Source organism: Edaphosphingomonas fennica (genome assembly GCF_003034225.1).
In the GTDB taxonomy this organism is placed as follows: Bacteria; Pseudomonadota; Alphaproteobacteria; order Sphingomonadales; family Sphingomonadaceae; genus Sphingomonas_E; species Sphingomonas_E fennica.
Genome location: NZ_PHHF01000018.1, coordinates 64,133 through 79,407 on the forward strand (window position 1 = coordinate 64,133; position 15,275 = coordinate 79,407).

The following is a 15,275-nucleotide window of genomic DNA, read 5'->3' on the forward strand; positions in this document are numbered from 1 at the left end:
GACAACGCGGCCGGCGCCATCTTCTCCGATCGACGGCCGAAAGATGCACGGTAACGCTGAAAGTTCCATTAACGAAACATTCCGCAATGCGCGTTATCCCGGAAGCGGGCGCCTGCGCGCCGGGATCGCCGCTGGCCGATCCGCGCGGGCATCTGTCGCCCCGGCGTGGCCGGGAAGGGATGAATTCACGGAATGGGCGTTTGTAAGGGAAGCATTTGTTAGGTTATTGGGGAAGTGCGCGCGTAGATGCGGATGTTGATCGGAACAACTCGATCGATCATCCGATTTTTCGCGCGGACGGGCAGATCGTCCATCTGCAACACAGCGAAGAGGCCGGCCGGATGCCCGACAGACCTGCGATGGACAGCCTGCGGCCGGAAGGCCGCGCGACCTTCCTCATGTTGCCCCTGGACAGCGCGCGATACGCGTCCGTCATCTGAGCGCAGCATGGGACGGTCGCCGGGATCTATGACGACGTGGCGCCTTGCCGGCGCGCTTGCCCTGGCGCTGGCGCTGGGCGGGTGCGGATCGCCTGGGGAAAGGGCCGCCGCCGCCGCCGCGCGGGCGGACCAGCTTTTCCAGGCGGGCGATACGTGGAGCGCCGTCACCACGATCCGCGAGGCGCTGGCCCTGCGCGACGATGTCGCCAGCTACTGGCTGCTGCTGGCGCGGATCGAGATGGCGCGGCGCAATTATGCCGGCGCCTATGCCGCCTATGTCCGTTCGCTGGAGCTGGAGCATGGCAATCAGGAGGCGCTGCACGCCGCCGCGGAACTGGCCTTCGCGGGCGGGGACACGGTTGCGGCGGACAAATATGCCGACCAGCTTCTCGCGCTGAACGCGCAGAACGGCCGCGCCTTGCTGGTGAAGGCATCGGTGGCGCTGAAGCAGGGGCGACTGGACGATGCCGATGGCTTCATTAGCCAGGTGCAGGCGCTTTCCCCCGACGATCAGGGCGCGCAGCTGCTGCGCGCGCGGCTGCTTTCGGTCCGCAACCAGAATGAGGAGGCGGTGGCCATCCTCGACAAGCTGGCGGCGCGCAACGGTGACAATGCTCCGACATTGGTCGCGCTGCTCGAAATCTATCGCCGCACCGGGGATAGTGCGAATATCGAGGCGGTGCTGGCGCGCATGGCGAAGCTGACCCCGGACAATGTCGATGCCCAGATCGATTATGCCCGGCAGCTTTATCGGAACGGCAAGAATGCGGAAGCCTTCGCCGTCCTCGATCGGGTCCAGCAGACCAAGCCGGCCGATGCCCTGCTGCAGGCGCGCGTCGCCGACCTGTGGCTGGACGCGGGCGGCGACGCCGTGCCCGCCGAGGCCGTCGCGCGCATAGCGGCCAACGGCACCCCGGCGATGAAGGTCGCGCTGGCGCGTTATCTCCAGGCCCGTGGGCGGGCGGCGGAGGCGGAGCGCATCCTGCGCCCGCTGGCGGCCGACGACCGGATAACGCAGGCGAATGCCGAGGCGCACGCCATCTATGCCATGACCCGCGAGGCGATGGGGCAGAGGGAAGATGCGCTGCGGCGGGCGAATGCGGTGCTGGCGTTCGACGCGACCAATTCGCATGCCCTGCTGCTGCGCGCCCGCATCCGCATGGCCGGCAAGGACCTGGACGGTGCGCTGGCCGATGCCCGGCTGCTCCAGCGCGACAATCCCGATCTGGCGAGCACGCCGATCGTGCTGGCCGAAATCTACGGCCTGCGGCAGCAGGACGGCCTCGCCACCGGCACGTTCGAACGCGCGCTGCAGGATTTCCCCGGCAATGTCGATGTGCTGGCGGCCTATGTGAACTATCTGATCTCGTCCAACCGCAGATCGCAGGCGATGCAGGTGGCGGAGACCTTTACGGGGCGCAATCCCGATCTGGTGCCGGGATGGAAGATCCGGGCGGATCTGTGCGCGGGCGCCCACGATGCCGATTGCATCCGCACCGTCGCCGCCGCGCTTTCGAAGCTGAAGGGCGGCGATGCGGTGATGCGGGGGCTGCCCGCCGATCCGGCCCGCGAGAGCGCCGGCGGCGAACCCGCCCGGAGGCGCGCCGCATGACGCCGCCGACCGGCCAGATCGCCGTGCCGCGCGGCGGGGACGTTCCCGCGACGCCGAAGGTGCGCTTCACCTCCAACGTCATCGCATCGATGGCGGTGGTGACGGACTTCATCTGCCTTTTGCTGGCGGTGCCGATCAGCCTGTTCGTCTACGACCTGCTGGTGGGCGACCTGTTCGATGCGTCGATCCACAGCACGGCGGCGATCATCGCGGCGGTGAACTTCTTCCTGATCCGCCTTTCGCGCGATGCCTATAGCAGCCCGATGGCGCGCGGCGGCGAGGCGCATCAGGGCGGCGTGCTGGATTATATGATCGCGTCGATCCTGGTGGTCGCGACGATCTGGCAGCTCGGCATGCTCGACATGTTCTCGCGCGGGGTGATCCTGGCCTACATCGCCAGCGTGCTGATGCTGCTCTACCTCGGCACGTTCGTGCTGCGTGGCGCGATCGCATTGCTGGTGCGGGCCGGCTATATCGGCCAGCGCATCGTGATCTACGGCGCGGACGAGGATGTATCGCAGCGCGCGCTGACCCTGCTGGACGTGGAGCGGCTGCCCTATCTCTCCATCGTCGGGGTGGCGGACGGCCGCAAGACGCGGCTGGGCGAGGGGGCGATGCGCGTGCCTTTCCTGGGCGGGCTGGATGCCGTGGTCGACCTTGCCCGGCGCGGGGAGGTGGATCAGGTGCTGATCGCGCTCCCCAAGATCACCCAGGAACGGCTGGACGAGATATTGGCCGACCTGGCCGAGGTGGCGATCGACATCTGCCTGATCCCACGGGAATCGGTGGAGCTGACCACCCAATATGAGATGAAGTTCATCGGCACCGTGCCGATCCTGGCGCTGTGGCAGCGGCCGATCCGCGACTGGCACGGCATATTGAAGGCGGCCGAGGACCGGGGGCTGGCGCTGATCGGCATCGCCCTGCTTTCGCCCCTGCTGATCGGGACGGCGCTGGCGATCCGCCTGACGAGCCCCGGGCCGATATTGTTCAAGCAGCGGCGCTTCGGCTTCAACAATGTCGAGATCGAGGTGCTGAAGTTCCGGTCCATGTATGTCGACCGGGGCGATGCGACGGGCGCGGCCCGCACCACGCGCAACGACGATCGCGTGACATCGGTGGGGCGCATCATCCGCCGGCTGAGCATCGACGAGCTGCCGCAGCTTTTCAACGTGCTGCGCGGCGACATGTCGATCGTCGGGCCGCGGCCGCACGCCACCCACATGAAGGTGGGCGACGCTTATTATTTCGATGCGGTGAAGGGCTATGCCGCGCGCCACCGGGTGAAGCCGGGGATCACCGGCCTGGCCCAGGTGCGTGGCCTGCGCGGCGAGATCGATACGATCGAGCGGGCGCGCCAGCGCGTGGAATATGACCGTTATTATATCGACAACTGGTCGCTGGCGCTGGATTTCCGCATCATCCTCGAAACCGTGTTCAAGGTGATCTGGGACAAGGATGCCTACTGATCCCGCCGCGGTGCAGCGCTATCTGGACGTGGATTTCGACCGGCGGGGCATGGAGGAACTGGTCTCCGCGCTGGCGGATCGGCCGGCGGACGCGCCCTTTGCCTATGTCGTCACCCCCAATGTCGATCATGTGATCCGCCTGCACGGCGAAGGGCGGGACGAGCGGCTGGCGGAAGCCTATGCCCACGCGCTGGCGCGGCCGTGCGACAGCCGCATCCTCGCGCGGCTGGCGGCGCTGGAGGGCATTCGCCTGGCCGTGGCGCCCGGCAGCGATCTGACCGCGCGGCTGCTGGCGACGGTGCGGCCGGGCGATCGCATCGCCATCATCGGCGGCGATGGCGAGACGGCGGGGCAGGTGGCGCCGCTGGTGCCCGGCGCCGAGATCGTCCAGCATGTGCCGCCGATGGGCCTGCGCACCAACAAGGCGGCGCTTGCGGAGGCCGCCGCTTTCGTGGCGGCCGCGAAGGCGCGTTTCGTCTTCCTGGCCGTCGGCTGCCCGCAGCAGGAATATCTGGCGCTGGAGATCGCCCGGCGCGGCGATGCGACGGGGCTGGGCCTGTGCATCGGCGCGTCGATCGATTTCCTGACGGGCCGTGCCCGCCGCGCGCCGCGCTGGATGCAGCGGGCGGGGCTGGAATGGAGCTATCGCCTGCTTTCCGAGCCGCGCCGGCTGTGGCGCCGCTATCTGGTGGAAGGGCCGCGCATCTTCCGCATCGCCTGGCGCGCGCGGCGGGGCTGACGGAAGGCCGCCCGGCAGAGCCGGATAAGGGGATGGGAAGGCGCGGTGCGGACGGAGCCGGGCTCCATCCGCACCGCGCCCGGCGCGATCAGTTGGCGGCCGGGGCAGGCGCCGGGGCCGCTTCCGGTGCCGGGAGGGCCGGCGCCGCGGCGCCCTCGGCCCCCGGCGCGGCAGCCGGAGCACCGGGCGCGGCCGTGCCCTTGGCGCCCGTCTTGGCCGGCGGCTCGTAGCCGGGCTGATATTGGATCTTCGCGGCGTCACGCGCCTGCTTTAGCGTCTTGGTGCTGATTTCGGCGAGGTCGCGGCGGCGAATCGCCTCGGTCGCGGCGGGACGGGCGACTTCGGACGGCGTCGGCGTAGCCTGCTGGCCGGTGATGACGCTGGCATAGACCTTGCCGTTCATCGGGATGATGAAGGGCTCGCCGGCCGGCAGCTTCAGGATCTGGGCCATCACCGCCGGCGGCGTCGTGGCCGAATCGAGCACGGCCGTGCCGCGGCGATACTTGATGCCCAGCGAATCGAGCGACTGCGCGACGGCATCGAGCGTCTTGTCCTTCTGGAGGACGGAAAGGCGCTGGGGGTTCGCCGGCAGATCGAACTGGATCTGGTTGAGGGAGTAGCGTTCGCGCTGCGCGAACATCTGCGGATTTTCCGCGATGAACTTGTCGATGGTCGGGCCATCGGGAATCTTCACGCTGGCGGCGGCCTTCTTGCCGAGCAGGCCGACCAGCAGGTTTTCATCCAGGCGGCGGCGCTGGGTGAGATATTCGGGATCCTTGTCCAGCCCCTGTTCCTTGGCGCGCTGGACCAGGAGCTTGCGATCGATGACGCGCTGGAGGACTTCCTTCATCAGCACTTTCTTGTCGACCGAATCGGGAATATTCTGGCCGGCAAGTTCCGCGTTCAATTCCTGCAGAGACACTTCCTCGCCATTGACGACAGCGACGACCTGGCCTTCCGCTTTCTTTTCGCAGGCGCTGAGCGTCAGCATCATCATTGCCGCCGCACTTGCGAGGATCATCGATTTGGTCTTCACATCATTCTCCCATGCGCCACCAGACCGCCATATCGTTCCTTCCCGCAAATAGCGGAGCCGGGCCGATTGGGGCTGGACTGCTTCGATCTATACAGGCATTCCATCAACAAAAGGGGAAGCTTTTTGGAAACTGTCTTCGACTGGATCACGGTAGCTATATTCGCCGGCCTGATTGTTCTGTTCATGCAGCGATCGACCGGAGATGAACCGCCGCGGGATTCGATATGGCAATATCTAGGCCCGTCGGTGGGCTGCGCGGTAGCCAATTATCTTGGCAACGAGGGCTATCAGCTGGCCGCCGTCGCCGTGATTGCCGCGACCCTGGGTTACATCCTGTTCGTGCTGCGCCCCTTCAACTTCTGGCCCAAGCCCTGAACCTCCATCCGGGGCGGGAGAGAGGCGGGTTGTCCCCGCTATATCCCGCCCGGCGGCCGCCCCACGCGCACCGGGTGGGCGTGGGGCTTCACGTCCGTCCGATAAGGGCCTGGCGGGCCTTGGCGGGCAGGACGGGAAGCAGCTGATTGGTGAAATCGTCCAGCATCGTGAGCGCGGCGGAACTGTCCTGCGCAATCGTCGATATGCGGACGAGCACGCCGTCGGGAATCCGGCCCTGGAGATTCTCGTCGATCACGGCGCGGCGCTGCCCCAGCCAGCCCGTGGGGAAGCTGGGGCCGACGCGCGTCCAGTAGATGAGCTGTTCGATGCGCGAGCGCCCTTCCGCCACGATGAAGCGCGTGGGCAGGGTGAATTGTGGGCCGACCCGGACGGGGTGCTCCACCGATTCGGTCAGCGCATAGCCGCTGGCCGGATAGCAGACCTCCGGCCGGTGGACCTGGATCATGCCGTCCTGCCGCCCGCTATAGGCGACGAGCAGCATCACGCCGGTGCCGTCCGGCGCCGTATAGACGCGGGTGACGAGCTGGTCGTAGATGCGCTCGCTCAGCTGGTCGCGCGGCGGCAATACGAGGCCCGAGCTGGTCTCGTAGGTCCAGCGGCCGATGCGGTTGGGGATCAGGCTGTCGAGCTTGGTCTTGCCCAGCAGCGACGGGACGGGCTTCGGCTGGCGGGCATAGCATAGCGCCGCCGTGCCCAGCATCACCCCGCCGAGCAGCAGGTTGCGCCGGGAAAGGCCCGAGCCGGGGGCCGCGCGCTCGTCATCGGTGTCGCGCATCGTCGTCATTGCTCGTTCGATCCCGCGATGGCGAGGCGGCGGCGGAGCGGCGAGGCCAGCGCGTCCACCGCGAAGATGCCCAGCACCGATATGGCGAACATCGTGACGCCCGCGAAATTATGGACGAAGCCCTGCGCCATCGCTTCCCCGAAATGATAGGTGATCAGCACCAGGATCAGCACGCGCACGAAATTGGCGAGGATCGCCACGGGCACGATCGCCAGCATTAGCAGCGCCGCATAGCGCCAGTTCGCATTGTGGCGGATGTAGATGTAGAACAGCCCGATCGCGGACAGGCTGATGAGCGAGTTGAGACCCGCGCAGGCGGCCGCGACGAGAAGCTGATACTGGCCGATCTGGATCGTGACGCCCGAGCCCGCGATCGGATAGCCGAGGAAGTAGAGCAGCTCGATCGCCGCCCGCGATATCCATATCTTCAGGGGCTGCGTGACCATCGCCACCACGGTATCGGGCGGCGGAAAGACGAACAGCATGTAGAGCAGCGGGAACCAGAGCAGCCGCATCACCGCGCCGCCGGCCGACATGTAGAGGATGGAGAGCAGCGCGCCATACATGGCGAAGCCCTCGATCTCGACGATGTTGGTGATGCGCGCGAAGATGTAGAGCAGCAGCGTGGGCAGCAGCATCGCCACGCCCAGCCAGGGCGAGCCCGGCCGCGCGATGGCGCAGGCGGCGCGCCACTGGCGCAGGATCAGCCACAGGCCGGTGGCGAGCACGATGGGGCCATGGGCGCCCTGTTCGGTCGACCAGCTGTCGCGCGCGACCGACGCCATCGTCGGCAGGGCGATGGCGGCCATGCCCAGCCACAGCGGCCAATCCTTGCGGACGTGCGCAGCGAGCCATGCCCCGAACGAGGGTGCTCCTGGCGCCGGCTTCTTGCTGGTCTCGGCTATGTCGGCGTGAGCGTTCAGGCGGAAATCCTCCGGGCTCCGATATCCAACAAAAGCTGCTGTCCGTCCAGACGGCAATCGACGGGATCGCGGAATCGACCGACAAAGATGCCGATTCGCAGGCTTGTGTTAAATTTTGTAAATAAATCCGACAGCGATTCGATTGTTGGGATCGCGGGTTGCGCAGAAATCTTTAGTTTATGTCCATATTCGGGACATTTGCGGCTGGAACGGCTGCTCCTATGTTTCCATTTGTTACGAGGGAGCGTTATCACGCCCTGATTCGTGGTTAATCTCTCGCCGCGTCTTGGGTTTTAGCCAAAATTGCCCTAACGAACCCTTAAGCGTACGGGTGGGTGCGCGGGGAGGGTTCGTAAAGTGCTGCAATCCATGGTCGCGTCGAAGGCCGCCAAGCTCATGGCGGCCTGTGTATGTCCCGTCGTCGGTTCGGCGGCGCTAACCTTATCCGTTCCGCAGGTGCGCAACGCGGTGCACAAGGCCACCGCGCCCCGGCAATATGCCCTGCCGAAGACCCGCGTGCGCCAGCCCGCGGCGGAAATGGCGGCGGCAAGCCCGGCTGCGATCGCGCCGTGCCCCACGGCGGTGCCGGTGGTGCTCTCGTCGCTCGATCTGCCGATTCCGCAGGCCGACGTGGAAACGCCGATCAGCCTCGCGTCCTTCGATCCGAAGACCTTCAATCCGCCGCGTTCGATCCTGCCGCCGCCGGTGCGGCCGGGCGGGGGCATCTTCCCGGGCGGCCCGACGACGCCGGAAGGCCCCGGTCCGGGCCCCGGCACCGATCCGGAAACGCCGCTGCTGCCCGATGCCAATATCTGGGTCCAGATGATCCTGGGCTTCGGCCTGATCGGCGGGGCGATCCGCTTCAGCCGCCGGCAGCGCTGGGATAAGCAGGCTTCGGCGAAGGTGGACCTCAGCGTCCGTTTCGCGCCGATCGCGCCCGAATCAGAACGGCCGTTCGCCTAGCACGTTGCCGCCCTCGCTATAGCGGCAGACCAGGAAATCATCGTATCGGCCGCGCACCACCGCGCAGCCGACATCGGTGGAGCTGCGCCACATCACCTGGGTGTAATGGGCGATATCCTCCAGCCGCGCGGTGCGGCTGTTGTCGGGGAAGATGCCTGCCTTGAAGAAGCGCTTTTCCGACACCCACAGCCCGACCATGTTTTCCGGCGTGTAATAGCCGCGCGTTCCCGCCCACAGATTCTCCCCCTGCGGATCGGGATCGCTCGGATTGTCGGGCGAGTGCTTGAGGTAGCCGAGGCGCGACAGATAGCGGCCCCACGCCGCCGCATCCCGCGCCAGCCCTTCGTTCCACGTAAGCGGCTGGATGCCCAGCGAGGCGCGTTCGCGATTATGGGCGGCGAGCAGGCGGGAATCGAGGTTGGAGGCGAAATCGGTGCCGCCCTGCAGGAGCGGGCTGGACAGGGCAAGCGCGGCGATCGCGCCCGCGCGCCACATCTTCCGTATTTCGCCGGCGATTCCGCCCATGGCTCCTGTCCCGAACAACTGATGGCAAAAGCATGCGATGGAAATGATTGTTCCCTGGTTGGCGGAAATGGTTAACGATTTGGTTAACATTCGCGGCGGGCTTCGCGGTTAACCATGTTTCTGCTAGGCCTGCCTGGCACCGCATCGCGGGGGACGCCTTTTGGACATGCTTTCCCGAGCCAGCAGCCTGTTGCCATGGAAACGGCGGAGTGCCGTTCCGACGGCCCTTCCCGCCGGGCAGCGGGTCTGCGCGATCGGCGATATCCATGGCTGCCTCGACATGTTCGGCCACCTGCTGGAGCGGATCGACGAGGATCTGGCGATGCGCGGCGGCGGCGCGACCGAGGTGGTGATCCTGGGCGATTTCATCGATCGCGGGCCGGACAGCGCTGCGCTGGTCGAGCTGCTGCGCGCCTTCGACGCCGATTCGGGCGTCACGGTGCTGATGGGCAATCACGAGGCGATGGCCGTGGACGCACTGCGCGGGGGCGATGAGGCCATGGCCCTGTGGCTGGGCAATGGCGGCGGTGAGACGCTGGAAAGCTGGGGCGTGCCGCCGGCGGTGCTCGATGCGGGCGACGTGGAGGCGATTGCCGCCGCCGCGCGGGATATCGTGCCCCAAGATGCGATCGCCTGGCTGGAGGCGCTGCCGCACTACAAGATCGTCGGCGACTATCTGTTCGTGCATGCGGGCGTGCGCCCCGGCGTCCCGATCGCGGACCAGGACCCGCGCGACCTGCTATGGATCCGCGACGAGTTCCTCGACAGCAAGGCCGACCACGGCCATTTCGTGATCCACGGCCATAGCGCGACCGAGCAGGTGCAGGAACGCCGCAACCGCATCGGCATCGATACCGGCGCCTACTGGACGGGCCGGCTGACCGCGCTCTGTCTGGAGGGCACGGATCGCTGGCTGATTTCGACCTGAGGGGAAGCCTTCAGGCCGTCGCCAGATCGGCCAGGTGGCGCTGCCAGCGCAGGGCATCGGCCACGATGACGTCCAGATCGTCGCGCTTCGGCCGCCAGGGCAGGCGGGCGAGGATGGCGGCATTGTCCGCGACCAGCGCGTCGGGATCGCCCGGCCGGCGGGGCAGCATGCGGCGTTCGATCGGGCGGTTGGTGGCGCGATCCACGGCATCCAGCACTTCCAGCACCGAATAGCCCCGGCCATAGCCGCAATTGAGCGTGAAGCTTTCCGTGGGCGCGGCGATCAAGGCTTCCAGCGCGTGGACATGGGCGTCGGCCAGGTCGCTGACATGGATATAGTCGCGCACGCCGGTGCCGTCCGGCGTGGCATAATCGGTGCCGAACACCGCGACATGATCGCGCTGGCCGGTGACGGCTTCGGCTGCGACCTTGATGAGATGGGTGGCGCCCGTGGTCGACTGGCCCGAACGGCCGCCGGGATCGGCGCCCGCCACGTTGAAATAGCGCAGCGCGCCATAGTTCATGGGGTGCGCGGCGGCGACGTCCGCCAGCATCCGTTCCGTCATCAGCTTGGACGCGCCGTAGGGATTGATCGGCGCCTTGGGGGCGTCCTCCCGGATCGGGATGCTTTCGGGGATGCCGTAGGTGGCGGCGGTGGAGGAGAAGATGAAGTGGCGCACCCCGCCCGCGACCGCGCTTTCCAGCAGCGATCGCGTGGCGGCGGTGTTGTTGCGATAATATTTGAGCGGATCGGCGACCGATTCCGGCACCACCACCGATCCGGCGAAATGGAGGATCGCGCCCACGCCATGATCGGCGACGATGCGGCCGACGAGCGCCATATCCTCGATCGCGCCTTCGACGAAGGCGGCGCGGGGATCGACCGCCCAGCGGAAGCCGGTGACGAGATTGTCCAGCACCACCACGCGCCAGCCCGCATCCGCGAGCGCCAGCACGGCGTGGCTGCCGATATAGCCGGCCCCGCCCGTCACCATCACCACCGGTCGATCATTTCCGTTCATGCGCACCGCCTGCCATCTGCCTGAAGGGCTTATGCCCAACCATTCGGAAAAGCGTTAGCGCCTGTTTCATCATGCGGAAACGGCTGCGCGGCGGCACGAACAGGCGTATACGGACGAGGCGTGATGAAGTTTCTACCGTTCCGATCGCGAAAAGCGCCTCGCCAGGAGGACAGGCCGGCGCCGCGCGGTGCCGCCGATGCGCGCTGCTATGCGATCGGCGACGTGCATGGCTGCCTGGACCAGCTTGCCGAGCTGCTGGGGCTGATCGCGCGCGACAATGCGCTGCGCGGCCCGGCGGCCAAGGCCTATCTGGTGATGCTGGGCGACCTGATCGATCGCGGCCCCGATTCGCGCGGGGTCGTCGATCTGGTGCGGTCGGTGCCGCTGACCGGCATGACCGTGGTTTCGCTGCTGGGCAATCACGAGGAACTGTTCCTGCGCATCCTGGACGGCGAAAGCGGGCTGATGCCGCGCTGGCTGCAATATGGCGGCCTGGAATGCGCGCTGAGCTACGGCGTCGAGCGGGAGGCGCTGCTGGCGGCGGCCGGCGATGACGAGGCGATGGCCGCGCTGCTGCGCGCCAGCGTGCCGGAAGAGCATATCGCTTTCCTGAAGAGCTGCGGCGACGGCTTCCGCTTCGGCGATTATCTGTTCGTCCATGCCGGGATACGGCCCGGCGTGGCGATCGATGCGCAGGATGTCGCGGACCTCCGCTGGATACGCGAGCAGTTCCTCGATTCGGATGCGGATCATGGCGTGGTGGTGGTCCACGGGCACACGATCAGCGACGAGCCGGACGAGCAGGCCAACCGCATCGGCATCGATACCGGCGCCTATGCCACCGGCCGGCTGACCGCGATCGCCATCGAGGGCGAGGATCGCTGGTATCTTTCGGCGGAAGGCGAGCCGAGCTGGTTCGGCTGAGACGATCCGGGCGCCCGCCTGGATGAGGCGGGCGCCCGGATGCCGGTTACCGGCCCTGGAGCCCGCGCCCGATCAGGCTGCGCGCGCGGCCGTAGAGGAAATAGACCACCAGGCCGAAACCGTTCCACAGGAAGAACCAGACCTGCGTCTGGGTCGGCAGGCTGAGGAACAGATAGAGGCAGCCGATGATCGCACCCGCGCCCACCAGCGTGGCGGCGGGCGTGCGGAACGGCCGGCGGGCGTCGGGGGCGCGGCGGCGCATCACCAGCATGCAGACCGACACGGCGATGAAGGCGACGAGCGTGCCCGAATTGGCCAGCGCGGCGATCTTGTCGAGCGGCACGAAGCCCGCGATCACCGATACGAAGGCGGCGGTGATCAGGGTGATGCGCACCGGCGCGCCGCGTTTCGACAGATGGGCGAGCGGCTTCGGCAGGAAGCCGTCCCGCGCCATCACCAGGAAGATGCGGCTCTGGCCGAAGAGGAAGGCCAGCAGCACCGTGGGAAGCGCGATCACCGCCGCGGCGGCGACGACGGTCGCCACCTTGCCCTGGCCGATCTCGCGCAGGATCAGCGCCAGCGGCTCCGGGCTGTCGGCGAAGCGGGTGAAGGGCAGCGCGCCCACGGCGGCGGCGGCGACCAGAACATAGATCAGCGTGCAGGCCAGCATCGATCCGATGATGCCGATCGGCAGGTCGCGTTCGGGCTTCTTCGTTTCTTCCGCCGCCGTGGAAATCGCATCGAAGCCGTAGAAGGCGAAGAAGATGATCGCGGCGGCCGCCATCACCCCGCGCTCGACGCCGTCCGGGCTCACCCCCTTGGCGAAGCCGAAGGGCATGAAGGGGTGGAGGTTGGCGGTATCGAAATAGGGCAGCGCCACCGCGACGAACAGGGTGAGCGTCGCGATCTTCACCAGCACGAGGATGGCGTTGAGCGTCGCGCTTTCCCGCGTGCCGACGATCAGCAGCCCGGCGACCACGGCGATGATGAAGATCGCCGGCAGGTTGACGATGCCGCCCAGTTCCGGCCCCTGCATCAGCGCCATCGGGAAGCCGGTGGAGGCGTGGAGCAGCGGCGCGGCATAGCCCGACCAGCCGACCGCGACGGTGGATACGACCAGCGAATATTCGAGGATGAGGCTCCACCCCACCACCCAGGCGATGATTTCGCCGAGCACCGTGTAGCTGTAGGAATAGGCGCTGCCGGCGGCCGGCATCATCGTCGCCATTTCGGCATAGGCCAGCGCCGCGCAGGCGCAGATCGCGCCGGCGATGGCGAAGGACAGCAGCACGGCCGGGCCCGCGCGATCGGCACCCACGCCGATCAGGGTGAGGATGCCCGTGCCGACGATAGCACCCACGCCCAGCGCGACGAGGTGCGGCCAGGACAGGGTCGGCGCCAGCCGTTCCCCGGAGGGATCTGCGGCCTCCTCCAGCGGTTTGCGGCGGTCGAACAGGCCCATAATGCGATACCCCCTTGAATCTTGTCTTCTATTCTTGTTGCGCGGACCCTGTGCCTGCTGGGACGCAAAGGTCAAGCGCTTGCCGCGTGGGAACCGTCTGCCTGCTGCCGGCGCTATACAGCCATGTTCCGGCGGAGGCCCGGCCCCGCCCAGCCAATTTGAGGATGAAGGTGCAATGAGTGTCGCGTTCCGTCGTGATTCGGACGAGGAGCATAAGGAGCCCCGGCCCGAATTGCCGATCCCGGTGGGGCCCAATCTGGTGACGCCGCGCGGCCTCGCCCTGATCGAGGCCAAGGCGGCCGAGCGGGAGGCGGCGCTGGCCGATCTCGTGGCGGCAGGCGGAGGGGAGGAGGCGATCGAGGCGATCCGCCGGGAACTGCGCTACTGGCATGTCCGCCGCGCGACCGCGCAGGTTACGGCGCCGCCCGCCGATCCCGAGGAAGCGGGATTCGGTTCGCGCGTCACCTACAAGCAGGCGGGCGAGACGCGGACCGTGGATATCGTGGGCGATGACGAGGCCGATCCCGCCGCCGGCCGCATCGCCTTCACCGCGCCGCTCGCCCGCGCGCTGATCGGCGCGGGCGTGGGCGACAAGGTGGATTTCGCCGGCCGGCCCGAGGCGCTGAAGCTGGTCGCGGTCGCCCCTATACCGGAAGACTGACGCCGGCCGGCGCGGCGCGCATCCGGGCGATATAGCCCCGGATCTCGCGCCGCACCTCCGGCGCGAAGAGGTAGAGGGCGACGACGTTGGGCGCCGCCATCAGGAAGAAGGCGCTGTCTACCAGGTTGATGACGCGGCTGATATCCAGCACCGCGCCCACCGGCAGCGCCACGCAATAGAGGATGCGATAGCTGACGGTGGCGAAGCGCGACGGTCCGAACAGATAGGCCCAGGCCTGCCCGCCATAATAGCCCCAGGCGATCAGCGTGGCATAAGCGAACAGCACCACCGCGACGGCCAGCACATAGGGAAACCAGGAAAAGACGCCGGCAAAGGCGGCGGACGCCATGGCGATATCGTTGAAGCCGTCGTCCCACACGCCCGACACCACGATCATCAGCGCGGTGAGCGAGCACATGATGACGGTATCGAACAGCGGTTCCAGCAGGGCGACCATGCCTTCGGACGCGGGTTCCTTCGTGCGGGCGGCGGCGTGCGCCATCACCGCCGAACCCACGCCCGCCTCGCACGAATAGACCGCGCGCCGCATGCCGACGACGAAGGTGCCGACCGCGCCGCCCGCCACCGCCCGGCCGGTGAAGGCATCGGAGACGATGGTGGCGAAGGCGGCGGGAATATCCATCCAGTGATAGAGGACGACGGCGAGCGCCGCCGCCATGTAGAGGATGCTCATCCCCGGCACGAGTAGCACCGTGACCCGGCCCAGCCAGCGCGCGCCGCCCACCACCACCAGCGAGACGGCGAGCGCCATGCCGATGCCATAGGCCAACGAGAAATCGGCGCCGGCGACCGCGCTGACCTGCGCATAGCTCTGGTTCACCTGCACCAGCGGGATCGCCCCGCCCAGCGCGAACACGGCATAAAGGCCACCCAGGATCAGGCCGATCTTCGGCCAGCCGCGCGCGCCCAGGCCGTTCTTCAGCACATACATCGGCCCGCCGCGCATCGTGCCGCGGGCATCGACCTCGCGATATTTGAGGCCCAGCGTCACCTCCGCCGCCTTCAGCGCCATGGCGAAGATGCCGATCACGAACTGCCAGAAGGCGGCGCCCGGCCCGCCGATGGCGATGGCGATGGCGACGCCGGCGATATTGCCCAGGCCCAGCGTGCCGGACAGCGCCGTGGAAAGGGCGGCGAACTGGCTCATCTCGCCGGGATGGTCGGGATCGGCATAATGGCCGCGCATCGCCTTCCAGCCCAGCCTGATGCCGCTGATCTGCGGCACGCCCAGCCAGAAGGTGAAGAACAGCATCGGGATCGCCAGCCAGAGCACGATGGCTTCGATCTGCGTGCCGAAGAAGGGGATTTTCCAGAAGACGATGGCAGCCAGCGCATCGATGGCGCGGGACAGGGTTTCGATCAAGGCTCGCT

Annotated in this window: 16 protein-coding genes; 9 read left to right on the plus strand and 7 right to left on the minus strand. The window is 67.4% G+C overall.

Annotated features, from left to right (window positions below; genetic code table 11):
* Positions 1-215: 215 nt before the first annotated feature.
* Genes CV103_RS22310 through CV103_RS03680 form a run of 4 tightly spaced genes read left to right on the plus strand, consistent with a single transcriptional unit; the run spans position 216 to position 4,260 of the window.
* Positions 216-440 carry a hypothetical protein gene (locus tag CV103_RS22310; RefSeq protein ID WP_015457409.1) on the plus strand — a complete coding sequence of 75 codons (225 nt, stop codon included), beginning with the start codon at positions 216-218 and terminating at the stop codon, positions 438-440.
* Between the two features lie 28 nt (positions 441-468).
* Complete coding sequence (locus CV103_RS03670; protein ID WP_170112542.1) at positions 469-2,052, plus strand: tetratricopeptide repeat protein; 1,584 nt, start codon at positions 469-471, stop codon at positions 2,050-2,052.
* Positions 2,049-3,521 carry an undecaprenyl-phosphate glucose phosphotransferase gene (locus CV103_RS03675; RefSeq protein ID WP_015457407.1) on the plus strand — a complete coding sequence of 491 codons (1,473 nt, stop codon included), beginning with the start codon at positions 2,049-2,051 and terminating at the stop codon, positions 3,519-3,521. Before CV103_RS03670 ends, CV103_RS03675 begins: the two co-directional genes overlap by 4 nt.
* Complete coding sequence (locus CV103_RS03680; RefSeq protein WP_170112543.1) at positions 3,511-4,260, plus strand: WecB/TagA/CpsF family glycosyltransferase; 750 nt, start codon at positions 3,511-3,513, stop codon at positions 4,258-4,260. The genes CV103_RS03675 and CV103_RS03680 overlap by 11 nt, the downstream gene beginning before the upstream one ends.
* An 88-nt stretch (positions 4,261-4,348) precedes the next feature.
* On the opposite strand, the gene CV103_RS03685 is transcribed toward CV103_RS03680, so the two are convergent.
* Entirely contained in the window at positions 4,349-5,296 is a 948-nt protein-coding gene (locus CV103_RS03685) for an EpsD family peptidyl-prolyl cis-trans isomerase (RefSeq protein ID WP_015457405.1), read from the minus strand.
* A gap of 123 nt (positions 5,297-5,419) precedes the next feature.
* Here CV103_RS03685 and CV103_RS03690 point away from each other — a divergent pair, with 123 nt between their 5' ends.
* Entirely contained in the window at positions 5,420-5,671 is a 252-nt protein-coding gene (locus tag CV103_RS03690; RefSeq protein ID WP_015457404.1) for an XrtV sorting system accessory protein, read from the plus strand.
* Positions 5,672-5,759: 88 nt separating this feature from the next.
* On the opposite strand, the gene epsI is transcribed toward CV103_RS03690, so the two are convergent.
* Both epsI and xrtV read right to left on the minus strand, forming a co-directional pair.
* Positions 5,760-6,476, minus strand: a complete 717-nt coding sequence (epsI, locus tag CV103_RS03695) for an exosortase-associated protein EpsI, V-type (protein ID WP_015457403.1) — start codon at positions 6,474-6,476, stop codon at positions 5,760-5,762.
* Positions 6,473-7,456 (minus strand): exosortase V, encoded by a 984-nt coding sequence (xrtV, locus tag CV103_RS03700; RefSeq protein WP_342749148.1) that lies wholly within the window; start codon positions 7,454-7,456, stop codon positions 6,473-6,475. The genes epsI and xrtV overlap by 4 nt, the downstream gene beginning before the upstream one ends.
* 300 nt (positions 7,457-7,756) lie before the next feature.
* Here xrtV and CV103_RS03705 point away from each other — a divergent pair, with 300 nt between their 5' ends.
* Complete coding sequence (locus CV103_RS03705; RefSeq protein ID WP_236626843.1) at positions 7,757-8,362, plus strand: hypothetical protein; 606 nt, start codon at positions 7,757-7,759, stop codon at positions 8,360-8,362.
* Here CV103_RS03705 and CV103_RS03710 read toward each other — a convergent pair.
* A complete protein-coding gene (locus tag CV103_RS03710) occupies positions 8,342-8,887 on the minus strand; it encodes a CAP domain-containing protein (RefSeq protein ID WP_015457400.1) in 546 nt (181 codons plus the stop codon). The genes CV103_RS03705 and CV103_RS03710 overlap by 21 nt on opposite strands.
* Before the next feature lie 166 nt (positions 8,888-9,053).
* Between CV103_RS03710 and CV103_RS03715 the strand changes: the two genes are divergently transcribed.
* Complete coding sequence (locus CV103_RS03715; RefSeq protein ID WP_070934258.1) at positions 9,054-9,815, plus strand: metallophosphoesterase family protein; 762 nt, start codon at positions 9,054-9,056, stop codon at positions 9,813-9,815.
* 10 nt (positions 9,816-9,825) lie between these two features.
* On the opposite strand, the gene galE is transcribed toward CV103_RS03715, so the two are convergent.
* Positions 9,826-10,836: a UDP-glucose 4-epimerase GalE gene (galE, locus tag CV103_RS03720; protein ID WP_107394011.1), complete on the minus strand. Its 1,011-nt coding sequence runs from the start codon at positions 10,834-10,836 to the stop codon at positions 9,826-9,828.
* A 123-nt stretch (positions 10,837-10,959) separates the two neighbouring features.
* Here galE and CV103_RS03725 point away from each other — a divergent pair, with 123 nt between their 5' ends.
* Positions 10,960-11,760 carry a metallophosphoesterase family protein gene (locus CV103_RS03725; protein ID WP_107394012.1) on the plus strand — a complete coding sequence of 267 codons (801 nt, stop codon included), beginning with the start codon at positions 10,960-10,962 and terminating at the stop codon, positions 11,758-11,760.
* Between the two features lie 46 nt (positions 11,761-11,806).
* Here CV103_RS03725 and CV103_RS03730 read toward each other — a convergent pair whose 3' ends face one another.
* Positions 11,807-13,222 (minus strand): amino acid permease, encoded by a 1,416-nt coding sequence (locus tag CV103_RS03730; RefSeq protein ID WP_015457396.1) that lies wholly within the window; start codon positions 13,220-13,222, stop codon positions 11,807-11,809.
* 175 nt (positions 13,223-13,397) lie between these two features.
* Here CV103_RS03730 and CV103_RS03735 point away from each other — a divergent pair, with 175 nt between their 5' ends.
* On the plus strand, positions 13,398-13,883 hold the full coding sequence (locus CV103_RS03735) for a GreA/GreB family elongation factor (RefSeq protein WP_015457395.1): 486 nt from the start codon (positions 13,398-13,400) through the stop codon (positions 13,881-13,883).
* Here the strand turns inward: CV103_RS03735 and CV103_RS03740 are convergent.
* Complete coding sequence (locus tag CV103_RS03740; RefSeq protein WP_211314344.1) at positions 13,867-15,267, minus strand: alanine/glycine:cation symporter family protein; 1,401 nt, start codon at positions 15,265-15,267, stop codon at positions 13,867-13,869. The genes CV103_RS03735 and CV103_RS03740 overlap by 17 nt on opposite strands.
* Positions 15,268-15,275: the final 8 nt, after the last annotated feature.